Source organism: Cupriavidus sp. OV096 (genome assembly GCF_900115455.1).
In the GTDB taxonomy this organism is placed as follows: Bacteria; Pseudomonadota; Gammaproteobacteria; order Burkholderiales; family Burkholderiaceae; genus Cupriavidus.
In genome coordinates this window covers 77,614-103,356 of sequence record NZ_FOWM01000007.1, presented here as the reverse complement: position 1 = coordinate 103,356, position 25,743 = coordinate 77,614, and the positions used below count along the sequence as shown (strand labels likewise).

The window sequence follows — 25,743 nt, the reverse complement described above, 5'->3', positions numbered from 1 at the left end:
GGCAGCCGGGCTGCCAGGTTGCCGATTCAAGAAAACGGGGCTTCCTGACGTAATAGGCCGAATAGGCGGGTTTCGCAATATGGATGCGAGCCCGGGAAAACGGCGCCCCAAAATGGGGACCGGGTTGGGCTGCAACCCGGGTTTTCCCCGTGGGCGTTACGCCCGCTAGTCCCCCCATTTGGGGACAGTCAAAACGTGACAGCGCTGTTACAGTCGCGCGCAATGCACCGGTCAACAAGGCCGGGCGAAACATCAAAAAAAACGGGTTGGGTCCATGTTTTCACACTTCTCCGCCGGCGCACGCGCGTTCGGCGTCGCCTTGCTTGCCGCCGCGGTGCTCACCGCCTGCGGCTCCGATGACAACACCACGCCGGCCCCCTCGGCCACGCCAGCGGCGACCAGGGTGGTGGTCGACACGACCAGCGCGCAGCCAGTGGCGGGCGGCACGCTGACGCTGAAGGCGACCCTGCTGGCCGCCGATGGAAGCGAGGTCAAGGGCGCCAGCTTCGCCTGGACATCTTCGGACGAGTCGGTCGCCGTGGTCACGGCGGCTTCGGACAAGGCGCCGGCGGGTGTTTCGGCCTCGGTCTTCGTCGGTACCTACGCCACCGTGCAGACCCGGAATGCCGGGGAAGTCGATATCACGGCCACCGCGACGCTGGCCGATGGCAGCCGCGCGACGTCCGTCACCCATCTGGTGGTGCAGGCCGCCCCGGCAAAGTCCTACACGCTGACCCTGTCGCCGTCGAATCTGACCGTGACGGCTGGCGCAGCGGCGCAGACGGTGTCCGCAGCCGTACGGCGCTCGGATGGTGTCGATGGGATCGCCGACCTGACCAACTGGTCGTGGACTACCGGCGACGCCACCTTCCCCGTGACGACGGCAGCGGACGGCCATTCGGCGCAAGTCAGCAGCCCATCCTCGGCCACGTTGGCTGGCTCGGCGGTGCTCGCCGCCTGCGCGGATGCTCCCACCGGCACCCGCCTGTGCGCCAATGCCGCGCTGGCTCGCCCGGCCACGCCGCCGCCGCCCACCTACACCGTGGGTGGCACGGTGTCCGGCCTGGCGGCTGGCAAGAGCCTGCTGCTGGCAGGCCCCAATGGCGATTCGCTGGCGATCAGTGCCGACGGCGCCTTCACGCTGCCCACCGCGCTGGCCGCCGCCTCGGCGTACAGCGTCACCGTGACCGGCCACCCCGCCGGCCAGACCTGCACCGTGCAGAACGGCGTAGGCACCATCGCCGCCGCCAACGTCACCAACGTGGGCATTACCTGCGTGCAGGCGCAGTTCGCGGTGGTGCCAAACAGCATGGGCTCGACGATTTCGGTCTATCGGATCGATCCCGGCACCGGGGCGCTCTCGGACGTGCCGGGCAGCCCGTTCACCACCACGCGGCCGGTCACCGACATCGCCTTCCTGCCGGACGGGTTGGTGGGCTATGCGGTTATGGCCAACGACAGCGCGGTCGAGGCCTACCAGCTGAACCCTGCCACCGGCGCGCTGAGCGTCATCCCCGGCACGAACATGCCGACCGACCCGGGTCCGGAGGTCGTCGCCGTGCACCCCTCGGGCAAGTGGCTGATCATTGGCGCCGGCCGGTCTGTCATGCCGTACAGCCTCGACCCCGTCACCCACGCGCTGTCGCTTCGGCTTGGGTATATCAGCGGCGACCTGGCAGGCCGTACGTCAGGGATCGCCGTGTCGTCGGACGGGCAGTATGTCTATTCGGTGAACACCGGGACCGGCGAGATCTGGTCCATGCCCTTCGATACGTCGCTGGGCAACCTTGGCTTGCCCAGCGTCAGGCAAACGACTGGCTTGGGTACGCGCGGGGCGGCGCTGTCGGCCGATGCGAACTTCCTGTACTTCGTGGGCATGACCGCCAACCTGCTTGGCGCCGGCGTGATCGATGCTGTCAACCGTGCCGTAGGCGCGATCGGGTTCTCCTCCTCGGGCATGTTCCAGCCGACCGACGTCGTCCTCGCCCCGTCGGGCCCGTTTGCCTATGTCTTGACCGGGGGGGCGCTCACCACCAATCAAATTCAAGTGGTTCGGCGCGATCTCACGACGGGTCTGATTGACCGGGACCTGGGGGCCACGCCGACTGGCGTCAATGGGCAACGCCTAAGCATGGATCCGAACGGCCGCTTCCTGTACACGCCGTCTTTCGTCGGCCTGGTGTACGGCTTTGCCATCGACGCGACCACTGGCCTGCTGACGCCGGTGCCGGGCAGTCCGTTCCGCACGGGTATCGGCAATATCGGCATGGCCATTGTGCAGCCGGCGCCATAAGCCAGTCGGCTCCCCACCATTCAAGACAACTACGGGTCAGGTTTCATGTTCCTTCGTCTTCCTGCCGGCGCGCGCTCGCTCGGCATTGCCTTGCTTGCCGCGGCGGTGCTTGCCGCCTGCGGCTCCGATGACAACGCCGCGCCGGCTCCCTCGGCCACGCCAGCGGCGACCAAGGTGGTGGTCGACACCACCAGCGGCGCGCCGGTGGCTGGCAGCAGCTTGACGCTCAAGGCGACGCTGCTGGGTGCCGATGGTAGCGAGGTCAAGGGCGCCAGCTTTGGCTGGACGTCTTCCGATGAATCGGTCGCCGTAGTCACGGCGGCTTCGGACAAGGCGCCGACGGGGGTCTCGGCCTCGGTGTTCGTCGGCACCTATGCCACGGTGGAGACCCGGAACGCCGGGGAAGTCGATATCACCGCCACGGCCACACTGGCCAATGGCAGCCGAGCGACCTCGGTCACCCATCTGGTCGTGCAGGCAGCACCGGCGAAGTCGTACACGCTGACGCTGTCGCCGTCGAACCTGACCCTGACCGCTGGCGGGGCGGCGCAGACCGTGATCGCAGCCGTGCGCCGCTCGGATGGGGTCGATGGGATCGCCGACCTGACCAACTGGACTTGGACCACGGGCGACGCCACCTTCCCCGTGACGCAGGCAGCGGACGGCCATTCGGCGCAAGTCAGCAGCCCATCCTCAGCCACGCTGGCCGGCTCCGCCGTGCTGGCAGCCTGCGCGGATGCCCCGACCGGCACCCGCCTGTGCGCCAATGCCGCGCTGGCCCGCCCGGCCACGCCGCCGCCGCCCACCTACACCGTGGGTGGCACGGTGTCCGGACTGGCGGCTGGCAAGAGCCTGCTGCTGGCAGGCCCCAATGGCGATTCGCTGGCGATCAGTGCCGACGGCGCCTTCACGCTGCCCACCGCGCTGGCCGCCGCCTCGGCGTACAGCGTCACCGTGACCGGCCAGCCTGCCGGCCAGACCTGTGCCGTCCAGAATGGCAGCGGCACCATCGCCGCCGCCAACGTCACCAACGTGGCGATCACCTGCGTGCAGGCCCAGTTCGTGGTAGTGGCCAACCGCGGAGACCGGACCCTGTCGGTCTATCGGATCGATCCCGGCACCGGCGCGCTGGCCGCCGTGCCGGACAGCCCGTTCCCGACGGTGAACCAGGTCAACGACATCGCCTTCCTGCCGTCCGGCCGGGTGGGCTATGCGGTGATGGTGGATAACAACACGATCGTCCCCTTCCAGCTGGATGCCGCCACCGGCAGGCTGACCATGATTGCGGCGGCGAGTGCCCCGACGCCGCTCGCGCCTCAGGTCGTCGCGGTGGATCCGACAGGCCGGCATCTCTATGTCGGCGGCCTAGGTACGCTGGCGAGCTTTGCCATCAATCCCGTGACGCAAGCCGCGGAGTTGACGTCAAGCCTGTCCCCAGGCGGATCGGCCAGTGCGGGCGGGGTCGCGGTGTCCGCCGACGGGCAGAACGTCTATGCCACGAGCATCGCGACGGACGCGTTGTGGCACGCTCCCGTCAGTGTGGCGACGGGCTCCCTTACGTTCGCCTACACCCGATCATCGCTTGGCTCACGGCCGATGGGGACGGCCCTGTCACGCGACGGCAGCGCGCTGTACTTCGCCAACATGGGCACCAATAGCTTCGGTAGCTGCACGCTCGATGCCACAGGGGCGATTACGAGCGTCATGGACATGCTGATTGGGGTGTCGCGTCCCATCGACGTCGCTGTCACGCCGTCGGGCCAATTTGTCTATGTACTCGGTTCAGGGAGCAACAATATCCAGACGATGCGGATCGACCCCATGTTTGGCCCCTTGCCGCTCGCCATCACGCCCGCCAGCATCAGCGGCCAGCGTCTGCGGATCGAGCCGAACGGGCGCTTCCTGTACACGCCGTCCCTCAACGGCACGCTGTACGGCTTCGCCATCGATGCAGGCAGCGGCGCGCTGACACCGGTGCCAGGCAGTCCGTTCGCCACGGGCAACGTCAACGCTGCCATGGCGATTGTCCAGCCGGCGCCATAAGCCAGTCGGATCAAACCATTCCAATCACATTACGGGGTCGGGTTCCATGTTCCTTCGTCTTCCTGCCGGCGCACGCGCGCTCGGCATTGCCTTGCTTGCCGCTGCGGTGCTCACCGCCTGCGGTTCCGATGACAAGGCCGCGCCGGCCCCCTCGGCCACGCCAGCGGCGACCAAGGTGGTGGTCGACACCACCAGCGGCGCGCCGGTGGCTGGCAGCAGCTTGACGCTCAAGGCGACCTTGCTGGCCGCCGATGGGAGCGAGGTCAAAGGCGCCAGCTTTGCCTGGACGTCTTCCGATGAATCGGTCGCCGTAGTCACGGCGGCTTCGGACAAGGCGCCGACGGGTGTTTCGGCCTCGGTCTTTGTCGGTACCTACGCCACCGTGCAGACCCGGAATGCCGGGAAAGTCGATATCACCGCCACGGCGACGCTTGCCGATGGCAGCCGCGCTACCTCGGTCACCCATCTGGTCGTGCAGGCCGCGCCGGCAAAGTCATACACGCTGACCCTGTCGCCGTCGAACCTGACCCTGACCGCTGGCGGGGCGGCGCAGACCGTGACCGCAGCCGTGCGGCGCTCGGACGGTGTCGATGGGGTCGCCGACCTGACCAACTGGTCTTGGACCACGGGCGATGTCACCTTCCCCGTGACGCCGGCAGCGGACGGCCACTCGGCACAGGTGAGCAGCCCGTCTTCGGCCAGGCTGGCCGGCTCCGCCGTGCTGGCCGCCTGCGCGGACGCCCCCACGGGCACTCGCCTGTGCGCCAACGCCGCGCTGGCGCGTCCGACCGCGCCGCCGCCTACCTACAGCGTCGGCGGTACGGTCACCGGGCTGGCGGCGGGCAAGAGCCTGACGCTTTCCGGCGTGAATGGGGATACGGCGGTTGTCAGCGCCAACGGCGCCTTCACCGTCTCCAGCGGGCTGGCCGATGCCACGCCCTACAACGTCACCGTGTTCGCCCAGCCGGCCGGCCAGACCTGCACGGTGCAGAACGGCAGCGGCACCATCGCCGCCGCCAACGTCACCAACGTGGCGATTACCTGCGTGCAGGCGCAGTTCGTGGTGGTGCCCAATAACATCGATCTGACGATTTCGGTCTATCGGATCGATCCGAATACCGGCGTGCTGGCCGCCGTGCCCAACAGTCCGTTCCCGAGCGTGAACCAGATCAACGACATCGCCTTCCTGCCCTCGGGACTGGTGGGCTATGCGATAGCGGGGGACAACAGCACGGTCGTCGGATTCCGGCTGGACCCGGTCACCGGCGCGCTGGCGGCCATCCCCGGGGCGACGGCCCTGACCCTGCCGGGTCCGGAGGTTATCGCCATGCACCCGTCCGGCAAGTGGCTGTTTGTTGGTGGGCTCGTATCCGTGGCAACGTATGGCATCGACGCCGCGACGTACGCGCTGACGCCTTCGACCACGCAGCCGAGCGGCATGTCGAGTGTCACGACGGGGCTCACCGTGTCCCCGGACGGCCAGTATGTCTACGCGATGAACGCCATGCCGGACCTGCTCTGGAGCATGCCTTTCGATGCGATGACCGGTGTCCTGTCCACGCCGAACACCGCGCCGAGCCTTGGCGCCCGGCCGGGCGGGGGCGCCGTGTCTGCCGATGGCCGTTCCCTGTTCTTCGCGAACCTTTTCAGCAATTCGCTCGGCATCGGCCTGATCGACACCAGCACTGGGATGGTCACGGCGGTCGCGGACTTCCCGACGGCCGCGGCCGGGCCGACCGATGTCGCGCTCGCGCCTTCGTTCGCCTATGTCCTTGGCTCGATGAGTAACAGCATCGAAGTGTTCCGTCGCAATCTCGCGACGGGGTTGGTCGACTTCAGTGTCGGGAGCACGCCCGCCAGCGTCACCGGCCAGCGCCTGCGGATCGAACCGAACGGCCGCTACCTCTACACGCCGTCCTACACGGGGCCGGTGTATGGGTTCGAGATCAATGCGACGACCGGCTTGCTGACGCCGCTGCCGGGCAGCCCATTCGCCTCGGGCAGGGGCAATGTCGGCATGGCGATTGTGCAGCCTACGCCATAAATCGGCGGATCGTTACGCCGTCCAGGCCTGCGCCGGGTTGCAGGCCAGGTAGCGCGCCGGTTCGGCAATCCCGAGCCGGGCGCGCGCCGCGTCCATCGGCTCGTGCAGCAGGGTTTCGTAGTCTTCCCCCAGCAGCCAGCCGGCACGGCGGCCCCGGCGGTAGCCTTCCAGCACCGCGCGGGCGAAGGCCGTGCTGCGCGAGACGCGCAGGCTTTTCAGGGCGGCGGCCACGGCGATGAAGGCCCAGCCGGTGCCGCCGGTCTGGGCGTAGCTGAAGGCCACCAGCGCCGCCTCGCCCAGGCTCTCATCGGCGCGATAGCCGGTCAGGACGTGCCAGATGTCGTGGATGTCCCGCGTGCGGCGCCCAAACCACAGATAGGCGTCCTCCATCACCGGCTCCTGGTTCAGGTTCGACACCTTGGCCAGTCCATCGGCGCTATAGCCGGTCTTTTCCAGAAATTGCCGATAGGCAGCGCCCACCGTGCCCGGCGCGAAGCTGGCGATAAAGGCCGGGTCGGTGAGCCGCTCGGCCAGTTCGATGCGCTGGTAGGCCAGCCGCCGCCCCTGCCGCGTACTGAGCAGGCGGCGGTAGTTCTTCGGCATGGCGGGGCCGTTCAGCGCCCGCATGATGAGGAAGACCTGCTCGGTGTCGTTGCCGTCCGCCAGCAGTTTGCGCACGGCGCGGAAGGCGGTGAGCAGGTCGCGCTGGTAGGGATCGGACGCAGTCGAGGGGGCGGGAGAGGGGGAAGCGGAACTGGCCATGGCAGGCTCCTCGGTCATCACGGGCAGGAAGGTCAGGCGGGCACCGCCGCGCGCAGGCTGGCGGCGGCGTTACGCACGAAATCAACACTGGCCTCGACGGCCGTCACCGGCAGCATATGCCCGCCGGCCACCAATGTCAGCCGGGCTGCCGGCAGCTTGGCGACCAGCGCCTCGCCGTTCTCGCGGTAATCGAGAATGCGGTCCTCGCGGCCGAACAGGATGCTGACCGGCATCTTCAGATCGCCATAGGTGGGCAGCAGCGGCGGCAGGCTGTGCGCCACGCCGTGCAGGTCTTCGGACGCCCCGAGGAAATGGCCGGGCCGCAGCCCCAGCAGGCCGCCGCCGCGCGTGGGGAAGTCCGCTGGCGCCGCGTCCGGGCCGAAGACGACCTCCATGACCTGCTCGCGGTTGCGGATCGACATCGGAATCAGCAGCGTCCAGGCGATCAGCTTGCGCATCAGCGCGCTCTGCATGGCCATCGCCTTGAACACCGGCGAGACCACCTCGGGCGGATGGGTGAGCGGGGCGATCAACGCCAGCCCGCCCACGCGCGCCGGGTGATAGGTGGCCAGCGCCAGCGCGATGGCGCCGCCGAGCGAGTGGCCGACCACCAGCGGCTGCTCCAGCCCGAGAAGGTCAATCAGCGCGGCGAGCGTGTCGGCCTGCGCGCGCAGGTCCGCCGGGGCGCCGGGCGTGCGGGTGGAGTAGCCGGCGCCGGGGCGGTCGACCGCAATCACGCGGAAGTCACGCGCCAGCGGCGCGATCATGCCGTAGTCGAAATTGGCGAGCTGACCGGCCAGGCCGTGCACCAGCAGCACTGGCTGCCCCTCGCCACGCTCCACCACGTGCAGGCGGGCGCCGGGCACCTCGACGAACCGGCCGGTGGGCGGCAGGGCCGCCTCGATCTTGCGTGCCGTGCGCCAGGTGAACAGGAACAGCAGCGCCAGCAGTACCAGCACCACTATCGCTATGACGAGTACGAAAATCAGCAAGGCATTCATGATTGGGCTTCGGCGAGGGGGTCTTGGGTGGGCATCGTGGTGGCCTGCGTGGTGTCGAAGCGGAGCACGCCATCGTCGATGCGGCCATGGCGGATCGTCAGCATGTCCATCAGATAATTCTGATACACGCGCCACGGCTTGCGGTGGCCCTGGCGCGGCAGCACGGCGGCGGCGCGCTGCACGTAGCCGGAACTGAAATCGAGGAAGGGCACGCGCTGCACGTCCGGGTCCACCTGCGGCAGGGCGTAGCGATGGCCGTGGTGATCCATGTACTTGAGCAGCCGGCAGACGTACTCGGCGGTCAGGTCGGCCTTCAGCGTCCAGGACGCATTGGTGTAGCCGAAAGCCAGCACCAGGTTCGGCACGTTGCTCAGCATCATGCCCTTGTAGGCGAGCAGCTCGGACGGCCGGCGCGGCTGGCCATCCACATGGACGGCGATGTCCCCGAGCATGTTCAGCTTGAGCCCGGTGGCCACCACCACCAGATCGGCCGGCAGCGTCTGGCCGGACTTCAGCACGATGCCATCTTCGGTAAAGCGTTCGATCTGATCGGTGACGATGGAGGCGCGGCCGTTACGGATCGACTGGAACAGGTCGCCATCGGGCACCAGACAGACGCGCTGGTCCCACGGGTTGTAGCGCGGGGTCAGGTGCGTGGCGGCGTCGAAGCCCGGCTGGAGCTGCGCGGCGGCCATGCTGACCAGCCGCTGCTTGACCTTCTCGGGCCGGCGGCGGGCGAGCTGGAAGAAGAACATCCCCAGCAGCACGTTTTTCCAGCGCGTGGCGCGGTAGGCCAGCCGCTCCGGCAGCAGGCGCCGCAGCTTGTTGGCGATGGCGTCCTCGCCGGGGCGGGTCACGATATAGGTGGGCGAGCGCTGGAGCATGGTCACGTGCGCGGCGGTGTCGGCCATGGCCGGCACCAGCGTCACGGCGGTGGCGCCGCTGCCGATCACCACCACGCGCTTATCGGCATAGTCGATCGACGGATCCCAGAACTGCGGGTGCACCATCTGGCCCCGGAAGGTTTCCTCGCCCGGGAAGGCGGGGCGGTGCCCCTCGGCATAGCTGTAGTAGCCGGCGCAGACGTAGAGGAAGCGGGCGCGCAGCCGCACGCGGACGGCCGGAGTGGTGTTTTGCGCACGTTCGGCGTCGATGGTCCAGCAGGCGTCGCGGCTGTCCCACGCCGCGCCCACCACCTTGTGGCCGAAGCGGATGTGGGGCGTGATGCCGGCTTCCTCGGCGGTTTCCTGGATGTAGCTGAGGATGGACGGGCCGTCCGCAATGGCCTTGGCGCCGCGCCACGGCTTGAAGCGGTAGCCGAGCGTGTACATGTCCGAGTCGGAGCGGATGCCGGGATAGCGGAACAGGTCCCAGGTGCCGCCCAGGGTGTCGCGGGCTTCGAGGATGGCGAAGCGCTTGTCGGGGCAGCGCTGCTGGAGCTGGCGGGCGGCGCCGATGCCGGACAGGCCGGCGCCGACGATCAGGACATCGAGGACTGCGTCATCGGGAGTGGGGGCGGTCATGACGGGCATCCGGATCTTGGGAGTTCTGACAACATAGGTTGTCAGACGCCATCTGACAATAGGGAATGTCATACTGGCGCCCATGACTGCCGAGCTGATCCCCGCCCGCCGCTATCGCGGCGCCGAAGCCGAAGAGCGGCGCGCCCAGCGCCGCGCCCAGCTGATTGCCGCTGCCGTGCAGGTCTACGGCGAGCGCGGCTACCAGAACGCCACGGTCAAGGCCGTGTGCGAAGCCGCCGGCCTGACCGAGCGTTACTTCTACGAATCGTTCGCCAATAGCGAAGCGTTGCTGCTGGCTTCGTTTGAAACGGTCACGCACCGGTTGCTGTTGCGCATCGAACAGGCGGGCGAGGATGCCGGGGGCGATGGCGAGCATCGCGCGCTGGCTATCCTGCGTGCTTATTTCGGCACATTGCAGTGCGAGCCCCGCTCGGCCCGGGTGTTCCTGGTGGAGATCCGGGGCGTGAGCCGGTTGGTGGACGAGGCGCTGGGGCGGTCCCTGCGCGAATTCGGCGGACTGCTCGCCCGGACGCTGCTGCCGGGTGCGCCCGAGCCCGATCCGATGCTGCTGGCCGGCGTGGCGGGCGGCATCATCCACGTGGCGCTGCACTGGATTCGTCACGGCCATGTGCCGGAGGTGGATACGGTGGCCGCTACCGCGCTGCAGTTGGCGCTGGTGTTGAAACTAGGCGCGAGGGACTGAGCGCGTCCATCGGAATTTCTTGATTTATTTGCCTGAGGCAACCAATAATTTGCCTCAGGCAAATAAATCGTCCCCGACATGTCTCCCAATCCGCAAGTTCTTGCGCGCGCGGAAACCGTGCGCCGCTTCAATCGCTTCTATACCCGCCAGATTGGCCTGCTGCACGAGCATCTGCTGGAAAGCGAGTTTTCTCTCACGGAAGCCCGGATCCTGTACGAGCTGGCCCATCGCACGGGCCTGACCTCGTCCGACCTGTGCCGTGAGCTGGGCCTGAACGCCGGCTACCTGAGCCGGGTGATCGCCGGTTTCGAGAAGCAGGGGCTGGTCGCCAAGACCCGCTCGCAGGCCGATGCCCGCGTCAGCGAACTGGCGCTGACCGATGCCGGCCGGGCCACCTTCGAGGTGCTGAACCTGGCCTCGCGCAACGAGGTGACCGCGATGCTGGGCCGCATGACCGAGTCCACCCAGCAGCAACTGGTGGACGCCATGACGCAGATCGAAGCCCTGCTCGGCGAATCGACCCCGAGCTACATCCTGCGTGACCCGCAGGCGGGCGACATGGGCTGGGTCGTGCGCCAGCAGGCGGTGCTGTACACGCGCGAGTACGGCTGGAATAGCGAGTTCGAGGCGCTGGTGGCGGAGATCGTCGCCAAGTACCTGCGCGACTACGACCCGAGCGCCGAGCGCTGCTGGATTGCGGAGAAGGACGGCAAGGCGGTGGGTTCGGTGTTCGTCGTGCGGCATGACGCGGAGACCGCCCAGCTACGCATGCTCTATGTGGATGCCAGCGCGCGCGGGCTGGGTATCGGCCATCGGCTGGTGGATGAGTGCCTGCGCTTCGCGCGCGGGGTGGGCTACAAGCGGATGATGCTGTGGACCAACGACATCCTCACCGACGCCCGCAAGATCTACGAAAAGGCCGGCTTCACGCTCGTGGAGGAGGAGGCCCACCACAGTTTCGGCAAGGATCTTGTCGGTCAGATCTGGGCGCGGGATCTGTGAGGGGCGACCCCTCGGCCATCGTCGCGGCCGCGCTGACTGGCATTCTGGTGGGCGCGGCGATGGTGTCGACCCGGGCGGTGTCGGCCGATGCGTCGCCAGCCACGTTGGCCTTCCTGCGCTATCTGATTGGCCTGTGCGTGCTGATCGGGCCGGCCTGGCTCGGCATGCGCGCCCGGACCCGCACCCGCTTTGCCCGGAAGGATGCGGCGGTGCTCGCCGGGCTGGGCGTGTGCCAGTTCGCCGTGCTGATCGTGCTGCTGAACCACGCGCTCGGCGTGCTCTCGGCCGCCACCTGCGCGCTGGTTTTCTCGACCATGCCGCTGTTCACGATGTTGCTGGCCGTGCTGAGCGGGCAGGAGGCGTTCAGCCTGCCCAAGCTGACGGGGCTGGTCTGCGCCGTCTCGGGCGTGGCGGTGTTGCTGCATGGGGCGCCCCTCGGTGGCACCGGCGGCGGCACACACCTTGGTGCGATGGCCGCGCTGATCGGGGCGACCGTGATCGGCGCCGTGAGCAGCCTGTTGGTTCGGCCCTTGCTGCAGCGCTATCCCGCCTTGCCGACCAGCGTGCTGGCGATGTGCGCGGCGGTGGTGTTCCTGCTGGCGCTCTGCGCGACGACCGGGCAGCCGCTGTGGCCGTCCCTGTCGTTGACGCAGTGGGGGCATGTCGCGTTTATCGGGCTGTCCAGCGGCGTGGGGTACTTTTGCTGGCTCTGGGCGCTGACGCGGCTGGAAGCGAGCCGGGTCGTCGGCTTCCAGGCGCTGGGGCCGGTGACGGCGGCGGTGCTGGAACTGCTGGTGGGCCGCCAGTGGCCGTCGGGGTCGTTGCTGGTGTCGATTGCGCTGGTGGTCAGCGGGCTGCTGATCACCCAGCAGGGCCGCACGGTCGCGCGATCAGGTACCCGCCGCCAGCCGGGCCTGCTCGAGGAAGGAGCGGATCACGCTGGCCCCGGGCGACGTCCGGCGCCATAGCAGGCCGAAGCGGCGCGGCTCCGGCTCGATCGGCAGATGGAGCTTGGCGATATGGAGCCCGGCGGTCAGCGGCGAGGCGATGTCCGGCACCAGCGACACCCCGAGCCCACGGTCCACCATCATGGCGATGGCCAGCAGCGAACTCAGCTCGAAGCGCTCCTGCGCGGGCGTGATGCCGGCCCGGCGCAGGTAGTCGCTGGCCTGCTTGCCGCCGCCCAGGCTGCGGTCATAGCGGATCAGGGGCCGGGTGCGCAGGAGTTCGTGCGGATCGGCGTCGCGGTCCTGCGCGGGCGCCAGCACCACCAGCGGCTCCTGCCGCAGCAAATCCCAGGCGAAGGTCTTGGGGAGGGCGAAGGGCGGATGCAGGCAGACCGCGGCATCGAGTGATTCATCCTTTACCGCATCGAACAATTCGTGGGACAGCGCCGAGCGTATATGCACCGACACCCCGGGGTGCACCGCCGCGAACCGCGCGAGCGCGTCCGGCAGCAGGCTGTGCAGCGCGGTGTTGATCGTGCCGATGCGCAGTTCGCGTACGGCGTCCGCCTGATTCACCCATCCCCTCAGTTCATCCACTTCCCGCAGCAGGGTCACGCAGCGCTCCGCCAGCCGTCGCCCGGACTCGGTGGGCGCCACGGTACGGCCGGCCCGGCCCAGCAACGTGGTGCCGAGTTGCCGCTCCAGCACCTGGATCTGCTGCGAGATCGCCGCCGGGGTCACATTGAGCCGCCGCGCGGCTTCCGCCAGCGTGCCGGTTTCTACCACCAGCGCGAAAGCCTTCAGGTAAGCGGTTTCCATAGAATTTCTAATGTACGAACGTAGTAAAGGATAGTTTATCTTTTTCATCGGTTCGCGGACACTGCCTGTCACCCCCACGGAGATACGGTATTCGCCATGAGAAGCAAGCTGTTCGTGCCCGGTTCACGCCCCGAGTTTTTCGCCAAGGCGCTGGCGAGCGATGCCGACGCGCTGTCGTTCGACCTCGAGGATGCGGTGGCCCAGGAGAAGAAGGGCGAGGCCCGGGCGCTGCTGTCCGGCCTGCTGCGCGCCGCCGAGACGCGCGCCAGCACCAAGACGCTGATCGTGCGCGTCAATGGTCTCGATACGCCACATTTCGAGGCTGATCTGGCGGCGGTGGTCGTGCCGGGTTTGCATCTGGTGAACCTGCCCAAGCCGGAAAGTGCCGATGACGTGCGCCGCGCGGCGGCGGCCATCGAACAGGCCGAACGGGCCAATGGGTTTGGCAATAGTGATGCGAAGGTTGGACTGCTGCTGAATATCGAAACGCCCCGGGCGCTGCGGCTGGCCGCCGAGCTGGCGGGCGCCCATCCGCGCGTGGCGGGCCTCCAGCTTGGGCTGGGCGACCTGTTCGAGCCGGCTGGCGTACATCGACGCAATACGGCGGCGATTGCCTCCGCCATGTTCGCCGTGCGGATGGCGGCCGCCGAGGCCAATGTCTATGCCTACGACACGGTGTTCGCCAATATCCGCGACACCGAGGGCTTCCGCGCCGAGGCCGAGATGTCCCGCCAGATGGGCTTCCTGGGCAAGAGCTGCATCCACCCGAGCCAGATTGCACTGGCCAACGAAGTCTACCGGCCGTCCGACGAGGAAATCGCCCACGCGCTGCGCGTGGTGGTGGCTGCCGAGGAGGCGGACGCCAAGGGCGTGGGCGCCTATGTGGTGGACGGCAAGATGATCGATCCCCCGTTTGTGCGCCGCGCGCAGGCGATTGTCGAGATTGGCCGGAAGCTTGGATTGATCGCCGCCTGATCGGATTCCCCGCAGTATCTATATAAAAAACACACAGGAGACAAACACCATGACGAATCCATCGTCGCTGCGTGCCGTGGCATGCCTTGGCCTGACGGTTGCTGCAACGGCCGCGATCTCTGTGCCGGCTGTGGCCGTCGCCGAGGGCGCCTACCCCTCCAAGCCCATCACCCTGATCGTGCCGTACCCGCCGGGCGGCTCGAACGACATCTTCGCGCGCATCGTGGCCAAGGAGATCGGCGAGGAACTGAAGCAGCCCGTGGTCATCGACAACCGCCCCGGCGCGAGCGGCAACACCGGCACCGGCCTGGCGGCCAAGGCGGCGCCGGACGGCTACACGCTCGTCGCGGTGTCCTCCAGCATGACGACCAACGCGGCCATCCAGAGCAAGCTGCCGTTCGACGCCGTGAAGAGCTTCGCGCCGGTGGCGATGGTGGCCCACGGGCCGTTCATCGTGGCGGTCAGCAATGACTTCCCGGCCAAGACGCCGCAGGAGCTGGTCAACGCCATCCGCGCCAATCCGGGCAAATACAACTACGCGTCGTCCGGCCCGGGCAGCGTCAACCAGTTCGGCACCGAACTGCTCAAGGCGCAGGCCGGCAAGCTCGCCATCACCCACGTGCCGTACCGGGGCATGGGCCCGGCCGTGACCGACCTGATCGGCAACCAGACGCAACTGCTGATCTCCAGCGGGCCGTCGCTGCTGCCGATGGTGCGCGCCGGCAAGGTCCGCGCCGTGGGCATCACCAGCCTGAAGCCCAGCCCGATTGCGCCGGATCTGGTGCCGATGGCCACCGCCGTGCCCGGCTACGAGTTCGAACTCTGGTGGGGCTTCCTGGCGCCGGCTGGCACCCCGCCGGCGATTGTCGCGCGGCTCAACGCGGCGGTGAATCAGGCGCTGGCCAAGCCCGCCGTCAAGGAGGCGATCCTGAAGGAAGGCGCCGAGGTCACGCCCGGCACGCCGCAGAAGTTCGCCGAGACGATTGCCGCCGATGTGACCCGCTGGAAGGCGCTGGCCAAGCAGCAGAACATCGTCGCGGATTGAGTATTTAGAGAATTTTCGGAGTGAGTATGCAACCCAACACCAAGGGCCAGACCGAGGGCCAGGCGGGCGGTTTCGGCGCGCCACGGGCAGGACAGCCCGGTCCGCTGAGCGGCGTACGCGTGCTGGACCTGAGCGCCTATATCGCGGGGCCGTACGGCTGCTCGCTGCTGGCGGATCAGGGCGCGGACGTGATCAAGGTGGAGCCGCCCGTCGGCGACAACCTGCGCAAGTACCCGTCCACGCTGGAGACGGAGTCCCGCGCCTTCCTGGGCGTGAACCGCAGCAAGCTGGGCGTGGTGCTCGACCTGAAGGCTCCGGCCGATCTGGAGCGACTGCTGGCGCTGGTGCGCGAGGCCGACGTGCTGGTGCACAACTTCCGGCCCAGCGTGCCGGGGCGGCTGGGGATCGGCTACGCGCAGTTGGCCGCCGTCAATCCGCGCCTGATCTACTGCGCGGTCACCGGCTACGGCGAGGCCGGGCCGCTCAAGGACAAGGCCGGCTACGACCAGGTGCTGCAAACCATGACCGGCATGTGCACGCTGCAGGGCAAGCACGGCGGGCCGCCCGAGATCCTGTACGGCTCGGTGGTGGACTACTACGCCTCGGCGCTGGTGGCGGGCGGCGTGGCGTCCGCGCTCTATGAGCGGGAGAAGAGTGGGGTGGGGCAGTACGTGGGCGTGTCGCTGCTGCGGGCGGCGCTGACCATGCAGTCGGCCCGCATGGTCTGGGCCGATTCGGAGCCGCGCGACGTGGGGCGCGACATGCGCTCGGGCGGCATCACCGGCATCCATCCCACCCGGGACGGCTATCTCTACATCTCGGCCAACACCCCGCACTTCTGGCGCGCCCTGTGCGAGAAGACGGGTTTGGGGGAATTGCTCTCCACCGACCGCTACGACAGCGTGCGCAAGCGCGCCCAGCATCAGGGCGAGATCCTGCCCAAGCTGCACGCGGCCCTGCAGCAGCGGTCGGCGCTGGAATGGGAGGCCGAGTTCGGCGAGGAAGTGCCCTGCGCGGCGGCGCGCTCGGTGGAAGACATGTTCGATTTCCCGCAGGTGCTGGCCGAGGAGATGGTGACGACGTTCGATCACCCGGTGGTGGGCCGCTATCGCGGCTTCACGCGCGCCGTGAAGTTTGGCCGCACGCCGGGCCCGGAGCCGTTTGCCGCGCCGGCGCTGGACCAGCACGGGGACACCGTCCGCGAGGCGGCCGACCGGCTGGCTGGCCGTGGCTGAGGGGGAGACCGAGGCTGGCTTCCATCCCGTGCCGAACAGTTCGGCCAGCGCCGCGCCACGCAGCACGGCATGGCCGGACGCCTGCGACGCCCATCTCCATATCTACGACTCGCGTTTCCCGGCCATCGCCCCGGCTGTGGCCAACGCCACCGTGGCGGACTACCGGCGCGTGCAGGCGCTGCTGGGCACGCGTCGCGCGGTGATCGTCCAGCCCCGCTGCTACGGCACCGATCACAGCTGCACCCTCGATGCGATCCGCCAGCTTGGCCTCGCCAACACGCGCGGTGTGGGGGTGGTGCGGCCCGATGTGTCCGACGAGACGCTGGAGACGCTCCATGCCGGCGGTATCCGGGGCATCCGCTTCTCGTTGTACACCCCGGCCCACGCCGTGGTGGGCTTCGAGATGGTGGAGACGCTGGCGCACCGCATCGCCGAACTGGGCTGGCATCTGCAACTGCACTGGACTGCCGACCAGATCGTCGCCCATGGCGACCTGCTGGCGCGGCTGCCCACGCCGCTGGTATTCGACCATCTGGCCCGCCTGCCGCTGCCCGGCGGCACGGCGCACCCGGCGTTCGCGCTGGTGTCCAGGCTGCTGGCGGAGGGCCGTGCGTGGCTGAAGCTGTCGGGCGCCTATCTGGATTCGATGGTCGGCGCCGGCGGTGGGTATGCCGACATCGCGCCGGTGGCCCGTGCGTGGGTGCAGGCGGCGCCGGAGCGGCTCGTCTGGGGCAGCGACTGGCCCCATTCCACCGAGCCGCACGCCAAGCCGGACGATGCCTTGCTGTTCGACCTGCTGGCCGATTGGGCCGGCACCGAGTCGGCGCGCCGCCGCATCCTGGTGGACAACCCCGCCGCGCTGTACGGATTCGAGGCCGCGTAAGCCGGTCCATAGAACTCAAGAACGGAGACAACCATGAGCAAGACCCTGCAACGCCTCGGCAAGGCCGTGGCGACCCTGGCTGCGGCCGTGCCGCTCGCCGCTTTCGCCTTCCCGGACAAGCCCATCCGCATGGTGGTGCCGTACTCGGCCGGCGGCGGGGCGGACAACACCGCGCGGGTCGTCGCCCAGAAGGTGGGCGAACTCCTCGGCCAGACCGTGGTGATCGACAACAAGCCGGGTGCCGGCGGCGTGATCGGCGCGGACGCCGTGGCGAAGGCCCCGGCCGATGGCTACACGGTGCTCTACGACGCCTCGGCCTTCGCCGTGAACGGCGCGCTGCGCAAGCTGCCGTTCGACCCATCGGCCGATTTCATTCCGATCTCGCTGGTCGCCACGGCGCCCCAGATCCTCGTGGTGGCCATCAACGCGCCGTACAAGACCGTGGCCGAGTTCATCGCTGCCGCAAAGAAGACGCCCGGCAAGCTGACCTACGCGTCCGCCGGCGCTGGCACGGGTTCCCATCTGGCCGCCGAGATGTTCAACGAGCAGGGCAAGATCGAATTGCTTCACGTGCCATACAAAGGCGGCGCGCCGGCGCTGACCGATGTGATGGGCGGGCAGGTGGCGTCCTACTTCGGCAATACGGCCTCTACGCTCCAGTATGTGACCGGCGGCAAGCTGCGCGCGCTGGCGGTGACCTCGAAGACGCGCCTGAAGGCGCTGCCCGATACGCCGACGCTGGCCGAGAGCGGCATGCCGAACTACGAGGTGCTGGAGTGGAACGGCGTCTTCGTGCCCAAGGGCACGCCGCCGGACCGCGTGCAGACCATCGCGAACGCGGTGCAGAAGGCGGTGGCGGACCCGGCCGTGCGCGCCAAGCTCCAGCAGGCCGGGCTCGATCCGGTCGGCAACACGCCGCAGGCGTTCAAGAGCTTCCTGCACACCGAATCGACGCGCTGGCAGGCGCTGGTCAAGGCGCGCGGGATTCGGGTGGAGTAAGTTCCTGGCGCTCGGCTTCGGCAGCGTGCACGAAGCGCCGCTGCCGCATCCACTTCGTCGCCACCCATTTCTCGCCGGCCAGCACTTCGGCGGCTGCATGCAAGGTGCGGCCGTCTAGCTGGCCGTGGTCGTCGCAGTACTCGAAGTACAGCGCATTGCCCTTGCGCGGCACCACGGACAGGCCGATCTCGGGGAAGAGCGTTTCCCCGCCCGCCGGCACGTCGTTCAGGTAGATCACCATCGTGCTCACACGCTGCCCGCTGCGCGCAATCGACGCCTGATTGGCGGCGTTGTTCGGCATCAGGAAGTCGAAGTGCGGGCGGCTCTGCGCCCCCGGGGCGTAGCGCAGCACCTGCAAGCCCTCGCCGTTCTCCATCGGCATCTGCATCAAGGCTGAAATGCGGGCGTCGAGCGTAGCCAGCCACGGCGCCTCGGCCAGGCGGAAGAACATGCCCTCGCTGGTGCGGTCCGGGCTCACGATGTGCTCGCCGGTGCGCGGATCGACAAGGGTCGATGGCGCGAGGCGAGGCCGCGCCGCCGCCATCAATGCATCGCACTCATCATGGCTGAGCACGCCTTCGAGCACGGCCACCACGGGGCGCTCGGTGCGGGATAGCACGGGTACGTCGCGGTCGCCACCGTGCAGCACCGACGCACGCGGCAGCCGGGGCTGGGCTGGCGCCGTGGCGGGGGCGGTGCGCTCCACCGTGATGCTGCCCTCCGGCAATGGCAGTCCCTCGCGCAGCACGCGGGCGAAAGCCTCCACCAGTTCGCGCGCCACGTCCGGCGCAAAGCGCTGCGCGGCCAGCGCGCGCACCAGTTCGTCCGGACGGCCGCCGCGCTGCAAGGCCTGCACGATCCAGTCGCGCAACTCGGCGGTGAAATGCAGCGTGGCAAGCTGGCGCGGCGGGGTAGTCAAGGATTGGGGCGAGGCGTGCATGGGACGGCATGGGTAACGGGCGGCGCCAGTATCCCGGCATTGCGCGCGGCATGCAACCGGTTGCCGGCTTGAAATTTTCTGTAACTTTCGTGTGGTACCGGAGCAATCAAACGGTCATATTTGGCTCCTAGGATCAGGGCCGCTGCACACATGACAGGGAATCGCGTACCGGCTTTCCCCCGTCGAAAAACTCCCTCGCGCAGGCGGGCCACCCGCCAGAACCATCGCGACGGGGCGGGCTTTTGGGTGCGGCACTCCAACGATACCCACTACATATCGCCCTAGCCCGGCGAGCCAAAAATACAATGCACCCAAACCACCACAGCTTTGTTCCGTTACTCACGGCGCTGGCCGCAGCCGCCATGCTGACCGCCTGCGGCGGCGATGACGGCGGCACCCCGGCCGCGTCCACGCCCAACGCCACCCCGGCCACGGTCAGCGGCAGCGTGATGGGCACGGCGATCAAGAACCCGACTGGCGTCGCCCAATCGTCCGCCACGGGCGTGGACTACGCCAAGAGCAGCACGGGCGATGCCGTCCAGCAGACCATCGTCCCCATCGCCTATGCCAACGCCACCGTGTGTGCCGACACCAACGGCAACGGCGCGTGCGACAGCGGCGAAGCCTCCACCCGCACCGGCGCCGATGGCCGCTTCACGCTGACCACGGCGGCCACGAGCCTGGTGGCCGTGGTCGGCACGGACGCCACCTACACGGACGCCAGCGGCGCCCCGGCCAAGGTCGCCAGCAAGCTGGTGCTGCGCAGCGCGGCCGACCAGGCGGCAAATGGCGCTCAGGTAGTCATCAGTCCGTTATCGACGGAAGTGGTGCGCCTGACCGAAGCCGAATCGCTGACGGTGGCCGATGCCAAGACCGCCATCGCCAGCCGGCTGAGCCTCACCGGCGGCACCGCCGATGTGACGGTCAAGGCCGATGACGTGCTGGCCCTGCCGGCCAGCGTGGCCGACGCCCACGCCGCCACCGCGCTGCTGACCGAGTCGAACACGCTCGCGGGGCGCTACACGCTGGCCTCGAAGATCCTCGACCGTGGCTTTATCAGCGATGCCGCCACCGATCCGGTCACCACGCTGAAGGCTGCGCAGGACGCTGCGTTCAACCCGGAAGGCATCCCGCGCTACGACCACCTGTTCGTGGTGGTCTTCGAGAACCACAGCAACCAGACCATCGACGATCCGGCCTACCCGAACTTCTACAAGTACCTGAACCAGGAAGGCAACAAGGCGGCCAACTATTTCTCCACCGGCAACCCCAGCGAGCCGAACTACATCTCGCTGGCCAGCGCCGACGACTGGGGCGTGGCCGACGACAACGCCTGGAACTGCCTGCCGGCCGGCGACACCGCCAACCAGCCGACCGACGTCTACCAGCCGCTGGCCGCCTGCAACGCCGACACCAAGGTCCACAACCTCAAGGGCCGCCGCAACCTGTTCACGGCGATGTACAACGCCGGCATGGGCACGCGGGTGTACAGCGAGTCGATGGACCCGGGCCAGGACCCGCGCAAGGACGGCGCCGGCAACGCGGCCATCACCGCCGTCAACGTGACGTCCGGCGCGGGCGCCACCGAGCCGATGATCTCCAGCCTGTACAAGACCAAGCACCACCCGGCGGTGAATTTCGACGAAGTGCGCAATCGTCCGGACTTCTTCAAGAACCTGAACCGCACCGTGGGCGGCGGCCAGTGGGATGCGGCCATCCAGACCTATGCGCAGGGCCACGGCATCACCTGGAACACCCACCAGTTCGAGGATGACCTGAAGAGCGGCGACGTTGGCGCGCTGAACTACATCGTCCCCGACCAGTGCGATGACATCCACGGCACCGGCTCGGCGGTGGCGGACTGCACCTCGGGCGTGCCGGGCATCAAGCGCGGCGACGCCTACGCCAAGTACCTGGTGGAGACCATCAAGGCATCGCCGGTGTGGCAGAACACCAGCCGCCGGTCGGCCATCGTCATGCTGTTCGACGAAGGGTCGAGCTTCTTCGGCAGTTCGTCGTGCTGCGGCTGGAACGTGGGCGGTACTGCCACCAGCGGCGCTCCGCTGGACGAAGGCATCACCACGGCGATTCCGCGCTACAACGGCGGCAACAAGGGCGATGGTCCGACCATCTTCGGTCTGCTGACCAACCAGCCGGGCGCGCCCAAGCAGGTCATCGACTCGGATGCCTACAGCCACTTCTCGTTCGTGCGCACGATGCAGGACATGTTCGCGCTGGCCGACCCGGGCGTGCCGACGTCGTACATGAACCGCTCGAAGTACACCGAGCAGTACATCGCCCAGAACCTGGCCAATCTGGCCGAGTACTCGGGTAGCGCCAACACCCACTTCGATTCGGTGCGTCCGATGAACCACAACTACGTGGTCAAGGCCGGCGATATCGTCTCGGGCGGCGCCACGCGCGGTGTGAGCGGCAGCGGCACGCTGAGCGGCGGCAACACGGCCAGCGGGCCGGATGCCACGCAGACCAATATCTGGGCGATCAAGTCCTGATGTGGCGGGGCGCCGGGCGCGCGGCGCAGGCCGTCGCCCGGGGCCCCGATCTTCTTATGGTGCGCAACCGGGCCTGGCCCGGCTGTGCGCCCGGCTGCCACCGCTGATCCAGACCATGTCCCACTCCATTCTTGCCGCCAGCCTGCTGGCGGCCGCGTGTGCTGTCACGCTCGTCGGCTGCAAGCCGGCCACCGAGACGGCGCCGCACGCTGCCACGCCAGCCAAGGCCGCCGTGCAGACCGTTTCCGCGCCGGCGCCATCGGCTCCGGCATCGCCCCTGTCACCCGCCGCGCAGCTCGGCGCGAAGCTGTTTTTCGATCCCTCGCTGTCCGGCACGGGCAAGATGTCCTGCGCCACCTGCCACGACCCCAACCACGCCTACGCACCAGCCAATGACCTCTCGGTGCAGCTGGGCGGGGCCGACGGCAAGGCGCCGGGCACGCGCGCGGTGCCCACGCTGATGTACAAGGAGTACACCAACGCCTACTCGGATACCTTCGAGAACCCCGACATGGTCAGCCCGCCCGGTCCCGGCGGCGGCCTGACCTGGGACGGCCGCGCCAACACCATCGCCGAGCAGGCCGCGATTCCGCTGCTGGCGTCCAACGAGATGGCCAATGCGAGCAAAGCCGCCGTGGTCGAGGCCGTACAGCACGGCGCCCACGCCGACGCCTTCCGCCAGACCTACGGCGCCACCGTGTTCGATGACACCGAGCGCGCCTTCACGCTGGTCGGCGCCGCGCTCCAGGCGTTCCAGGTGGAAGACCGCAGCTTCCACCCCTACAGCAGCAAGTTCGACCGCTACCGCAACAACAAGCTCGGCGGCGCGCTGACCGATGCGGAGGTCCGCGGCCTGCGCGTGTTCCTGGATCCCAACAAGGGCAATTGCATGGCCTGCCACCTGATCGGCGGTGGCAACGACGGCAGCCAGGACATGACGAGCGATTACTCGTTCGCCGCCATCGGCGTGCCGCGCAATATGGAGATCCCGGCCAACGCCGATCCGAAATATTTCGACCTCGGCCTGTGCGGCCCGCTGCGCACCGACCATCGCCCCGGCAAGGACAAGGGTGCGGCGGCCACCTGCGGCATGTTCAAGACGCCGGTGCTGCGCAACGTGGCCACGCGCCACGTGTTCATGCACAACGGGGTATTCAAGTCGCTGGAGGAGGTGGTGCGCTTCTACAACACCCGGGACACCGCGCCGGAGAAGTGGTACCCGCGTGATGCCCGGGGCCGCGTGAACAAGTTCAACGACCTGCCGGCGTCGTACCGCGCCAACCTGGACGACCAGATGCCGCTGGACTTGCGCAAGCCGGGGAGCGCCACGCCGATGACTGACTCGGAGATGCAGGACCTGATCGTCTTCCTGAAGACGCTGACCGATGGCTTCGTGCCGCCGGCGGGCACCGCCGAGAGCGGTCCGCAGGCCCACACGGTGGCGGAAGCCGCGGCCGAGAACGCCGCCCGGAACGCCGCGCACAAGGCACAGACGCCATGACCCCTTATTCCATCGACACCAAGACCATGAAACCGATCCTTTTCGCCACCCTTGCTGCGCTGGCTATGCTCGCTGGCTGCAGCGCCCCGGACGCCCCCAACGAAGCCAACTTCCGCGCCGCGCTGGAGAAGCAGCTCGAAGCCCACGGCGACCTCTGCATCGGCCGCCATAGCTGGCCCGTGGATGTGCCGGACCTGCCCGTGGCGGGGACACTGCGCGACGGCATCCAGATGCCCGCGCTCGAACATGCCGGGCTGGTGGCGCACACCAGTGCCGAGATGACGCTGCGTCACCAGAACGGCGAGACGGAAACCGTGAAGGCGCTGCGCTATGACCTGACCGACAAGGGGCGCGGCTTCGTCAATGCCCATCCCGGGACGGCAGCGAAAGGCACGGACACCGCCGAGCCGGATCTCTGCTACGGGCACGTCCGCGTGAACAAGGTGACTGGCTGGGACACGCCCAAGGCCAGCGGCGTGGGCGACAAGGCGGCGCACGCCACCACCACCGTTCGCTACACCTACATGCTCGATCCGGCCCCGTGGGCCAGTGACGCGGCGGTGCAGGGCGCCTTCCCGGTGCTGGCCCGCGTGGTGCGGGGCAGCGGCACGATGGAGTTGACGCAGCAGTTGGTGGCCACCAGCGGCGGCTGGCAGCCGATGTAAGGAGGGGAAATCAGGCGTTGACGACGCGGCGCGCGAAGCGCTCCAGGTAGTCCATCAGCCGCTCCGCGCCGTCGGCGGCTTCGGCTTCGTTACCGCTGGCGATGGCCTGCGCCATGACCAGGTGGGCCTGGGCGCCTTCGGCAATCTCGCCCTCGTGCTGATAGGCGTACCAGAAGCGCCGGCATTGCACGATCAGCGGGATCACCGCCTTGACCGCCGAGCGGTTGCGGCAGGCCGCGTGGTTCACGTGGTCCAGCGCCTGGTCGGCGGCCATGTATTCGTCGAGGTTGCCACGCTGGGCGGCCTTGACCATCTTCTGGGCGCTGGCGATCAGCGCCTTGCGCTGGGTATCGGTGGCGCGGCGCGCGGCATTGGCGGCAATCAGCCGCTCCAGCACGCGGCGCGTGGCCAGCACGTCCAGATGGTCCATGACGTCGATGGTCGAGACGATCAGCCCGCGCCGGGGCTGCTGGAGCACCAGCCCCATCGACACCATGCGCACCAGCGCCTCCCGCACGGGCGTGCGGCCCAGCCCGGCGAGTTCGGCCAGCTCGGCCTCCACCACGGGGCTGCCGGGGGCGATCTCGAGCTTGGAGATCAGCGTCTCGATGCGGTCGTAGGCCACGTCGGCGGCGCGGCGCTTTTCACGGTTGTCAGTCTCGGCGCTCTGGTTTCTGGAAGGTGTCGGCATCTCGAACAGGTTGGCAGCGGGGCGGCGGTCGACATTATGCCGTGACCGCCGCCGGGGGGCTCAGGGGGCCTTGGCGCACTCAGAGCGTGGCGCCGATCTTGCGCAGCTCCGGAATCGCCGGGGCCTTGGCCACCCACAGGGCGTCGAACTTCTGGATCGCCGGCGCCGGGTCGTAGTTGGCGACGCTCTTGAAGTGGACCGACGACTGCTTGAGCTTCTCGATCAGCCCCGCCTCGGTGGTGACGATGTCGTTGATCTGCGCGGTCAGCGACTGCGTGACCAGCGCGCGCACGATGTCCTTGTCCTTCGCGTCCAGCCCTTGCCAGATCCGGCCCGAGACCAGCGGCGCGAACGGCATGAACAGCGCGTTCATCGGCAGCAGGGACTTGGAAATCTTGTCGTAGCGCTGGTTCCAGGACAGTTCGATGTCGGCCTCCAGCCCATCCACCTGGCCATTGGTCATGGCGTCGAACACAGCCGGCGTGGGGATCGGCGTGGGCGCGGCGCCCAGCATCGAATAGAAGTCGCGGTAGACCGGCGTGGGGTTGATGCGCAGCTTCATGCCCTTGAGGTCGTCCGGCGAATTGATGTCGCGCGTGGCGAACACGACCCGCATGCCGGTGATGCCCCAGCCCAGGCCGATGGTGCCGGTTTCGCGCGGCAGGGCGTCCAGCAGCTTCAGGGCCGCCGGCGTGCGCACCAGCTTGGCCACGCTGCTGGTGGAGCGCACCAGATAGGGCGCGTTGATGGCGGCCACGCTGGAGACGCGCGAGCCGAGTTCGGCCGCCTGGATCCAGCCCATGTCGAGCGCGCCGGACTGGAGCTGCTGCATCATCGCCGACTCATTGCCAAGCTGGCCCGAGTGGAACACGGTCACGGTCAGGCGGCCGTCGGTTTCCTTCTTGAGCGACTCGCCGAAGGCCACGGCGGCCCGGTTCCACGAGTGCCCGGCGGGCGTGATCAGCCCGAGGCGGAACTCCTTGGTCGTGGCGGCGCGCGTGGTCGAGGTGATGACCATGGGCGCGGCAACGGTGGCCAGCGCGGTGGTCTTGAGGAAACGGCGGCGGGTGATGAGGGTCATGGCGGCTCCTGTGCGGTTCGATGGGTAACGGCGAGGCGGATGGGACGGCTATGGATCGGGTTGGATCGGGTTGGATCG

At 68.3% G+C, this 25,743-nt stretch carries 21 protein-coding genes; 14 read left to right on the top strand and 7 right to left on the bottom strand.

Features of this window, described 5'->3' with window-relative positions:
- Positions 1–274 precede the first annotated feature (274 nt).
- The 3 genes from BM115_RS17235 to BM115_RS17225 are packed head-to-tail and all read left to right on the top strand — an operon-like array spanning position 275 to position 6,380.
- Complete coding sequence (locus BM115_RS17235; RefSeq protein ID WP_092296472.1) at positions 275–2,293, top strand: lactonase family protein; 2,019 nt, start codon at positions 275–277, stop codon at positions 2,291–2,293.
- 45 nt (positions 2,294–2,338) lie between these two features.
- A complete protein-coding gene (locus BM115_RS17230; RefSeq protein WP_092296469.1) occupies positions 2,339–4,336 on the top strand; it encodes a lactonase family protein in 1,998 nt (665 codons plus the stop codon).
- Between the two features lie 46 nt (positions 4,337–4,382).
- Positions 4,383–6,380 carry a lactonase family protein gene (locus tag BM115_RS17225; RefSeq protein ID WP_092296466.1) on the top strand — a complete coding sequence of 666 codons (1,998 nt, stop codon included), beginning with the start codon at positions 4,383–4,385 and terminating at the stop codon, positions 6,378–6,380.
- A gap of 12 nt (positions 6,381–6,392) precedes the next feature.
- On the opposite strand, the gene BM115_RS17220 is transcribed toward BM115_RS17225, so the two are convergent.
- The 3 genes from BM115_RS17220 to BM115_RS17210 are packed head-to-tail and all read right to left on the bottom strand — an operon-like array spanning position 6,393 to position 9,666.
- A complete protein-coding gene (locus BM115_RS17220; RefSeq protein ID WP_092296463.1) occupies positions 6,393–7,142 on the bottom strand; it encodes a Coq4 family protein in 750 nt (249 codons plus the stop codon).
- 32 nt (positions 7,143–7,174) lie between these two features.
- Positions 7,175–8,143, bottom strand: coding sequence for an alpha/beta fold hydrolase (locus BM115_RS17215; RefSeq protein ID WP_092296460.1), 969 nt, complete (start codon positions 8,141–8,143; stop codon positions 7,175–7,177).
- The gene (locus BM115_RS17210) at positions 8,140–9,666 is read right to left on the bottom strand and encodes a flavin-containing monooxygenase (RefSeq protein WP_092296457.1); all 1,527 of its coding nucleotides are present in this window, start codon (positions 9,664–9,666) and stop codon (positions 8,140–8,142) included. The genes BM115_RS17215 and BM115_RS17210 overlap by 4 nt, the downstream gene beginning before the upstream one ends.
- A 73-nt stretch (positions 9,667–9,739) precedes the next feature.
- Here BM115_RS17210 and BM115_RS17205 point away from each other — a divergent pair, with 73 nt between their 5' ends.
- The 3 genes from BM115_RS17205 (at position 9,740) to BM115_RS17195 (ending at position 12,339) form a co-directional block, all read left to right on the top strand.
- Positions 9,740–10,369 (top strand): TetR/AcrR family transcriptional regulator, encoded by a 630-nt coding sequence (locus BM115_RS17205; RefSeq protein WP_092296454.1) that lies wholly within the window; start codon positions 9,740–9,742, stop codon positions 10,367–10,369.
- Positions 10,370–10,447: 78 nt separating this feature from the next.
- Positions 10,448–11,371: a bifunctional helix-turn-helix transcriptional regulator/GNAT family N-acetyltransferase gene (locus tag BM115_RS17200; protein WP_092296451.1), complete on the top strand. Its 924-nt coding sequence runs from the start codon at positions 10,448–10,450 to the stop codon at positions 11,369–11,371.
- The gene (locus BM115_RS17195; RefSeq protein ID WP_255370876.1) at positions 11,368–12,339 is read left to right on the top strand and encodes a DMT family transporter; all 972 of its coding nucleotides are present in this window, start codon (positions 11,368–11,370) and stop codon (positions 12,337–12,339) included. Before BM115_RS17200 ends, BM115_RS17195 begins: the two co-directional genes overlap by 4 nt.
- On the opposite strand, the gene BM115_RS17190 is transcribed toward BM115_RS17195, so the two are convergent.
- On the bottom strand, positions 12,262–13,137 hold the full coding sequence (locus BM115_RS17190) for a LysR substrate-binding domain-containing protein (RefSeq protein WP_092296448.1): 876 nt from the start codon (positions 13,135–13,137) through the stop codon (positions 12,262–12,264). The genes BM115_RS17195 and BM115_RS17190 overlap by 78 nt on opposite strands.
- A 96-nt stretch (positions 13,138–13,233) precedes the next feature.
- On the opposite strand from BM115_RS17190, the gene BM115_RS17185 reads away from it, so the two are divergent.
- The 5 genes from BM115_RS17185 to BM115_RS17165 are packed head-to-tail and all read left to right on the top strand — an operon-like array spanning position 13,234 to position 18,274.
- A complete protein-coding gene (locus BM115_RS17185; RefSeq protein WP_092296445.1) occupies positions 13,234–14,112 on the top strand; it encodes an HpcH/HpaI aldolase/citrate lyase family protein in 879 nt (292 codons plus the stop codon).
- 49 nt (positions 14,113–14,161) lie between these two features.
- On the top strand, positions 14,162–15,157 hold the full coding sequence (locus BM115_RS17180) for a tripartite tricarboxylate transporter substrate binding protein (RefSeq protein WP_092296442.1): 996 nt from the start codon (positions 14,162–14,164) through the stop codon (positions 15,155–15,157).
- Positions 15,158–15,183: 26 nt separating this feature from the next.
- Positions 15,184–16,392, top strand: a complete 1,209-nt coding sequence (locus BM115_RS17175; protein WP_092296439.1) for a CaiB/BaiF CoA transferase family protein — start codon at positions 15,184–15,186, stop codon at positions 16,390–16,392.
- 28 nt (positions 16,393–16,420) lie between these two features.
- Positions 16,421–17,275 carry an amidohydrolase family protein gene (locus tag BM115_RS17170; RefSeq protein ID WP_092296832.1) on the top strand — a complete coding sequence of 285 codons (855 nt, stop codon included), beginning with the start codon at positions 16,421–16,423 and terminating at the stop codon, positions 17,273–17,275.
- A 33-nt stretch (positions 17,276–17,308) separates the two neighbouring features.
- A complete protein-coding gene (locus BM115_RS17165) occupies positions 17,309–18,274 on the top strand; it encodes a tripartite tricarboxylate transporter substrate binding protein (protein WP_092296436.1) in 966 nt (321 codons plus the stop codon).
- Here BM115_RS17165 and BM115_RS17160 read toward each other — a convergent pair.
- The gene (locus BM115_RS17160) at positions 18,246–19,193 is read right to left on the bottom strand and encodes a 2OG-Fe(II) oxygenase (RefSeq protein WP_255370875.1); all 948 of its coding nucleotides are present in this window, start codon (positions 19,191–19,193) and stop codon (positions 18,246–18,248) included. The two genes, BM115_RS17165 and BM115_RS17160, sit on opposite strands and share 29 nt — an antisense overlap.
- Positions 19,194–19,576: 383 nt before the next feature.
- Here BM115_RS17160 and BM115_RS17155 point away from each other — a divergent pair, with 383 nt between their 5' ends.
- The 3 genes from BM115_RS17155 (at position 19,577) to BM115_RS17145 (ending at position 23,893) form a co-directional block, all read left to right on the top strand.
- Positions 19,577–21,727, top strand: a complete 2,151-nt coding sequence (locus tag BM115_RS17155; RefSeq protein ID WP_092296430.1) for an alkaline phosphatase family protein — start codon at positions 19,577–19,579, stop codon at positions 21,725–21,727.
- Positions 21,728–21,842: 115 nt separating this feature from the next.
- Complete coding sequence (locus BM115_RS17150; RefSeq protein ID WP_092296427.1) at positions 21,843–23,228, top strand: cytochrome-c peroxidase; 1,386 nt, start codon at positions 21,843–21,845, stop codon at positions 23,226–23,228.
- A complete protein-coding gene (locus tag BM115_RS17145) occupies positions 23,225–23,893 on the top strand; it encodes a hypothetical protein (RefSeq protein WP_092296424.1) in 669 nt (222 codons plus the stop codon). Before BM115_RS17150 ends, BM115_RS17145 begins: the two co-directional genes overlap by 4 nt.
- Positions 23,894–23,903: 10 nt before the next feature.
- Here the strand turns inward: BM115_RS17145 and BM115_RS17140 are convergent, their stop codons facing one another.
- Complete coding sequence (locus BM115_RS17140; protein ID WP_092296421.1) at positions 23,904–24,584, bottom strand: GntR family transcriptional regulator; 681 nt, start codon at positions 24,582–24,584, stop codon at positions 23,904–23,906.
- A 79-nt stretch (positions 24,585–24,663) separates the two neighbouring features.
- Positions 24,664–25,665, bottom strand: a complete 1,002-nt coding sequence (locus BM115_RS17135) for a TRAP transporter substrate-binding protein (protein ID WP_092296418.1) — start codon at positions 25,663–25,665, stop codon at positions 24,664–24,666.
- Positions 25,666–25,743: the final 78 nt, after the last annotated feature.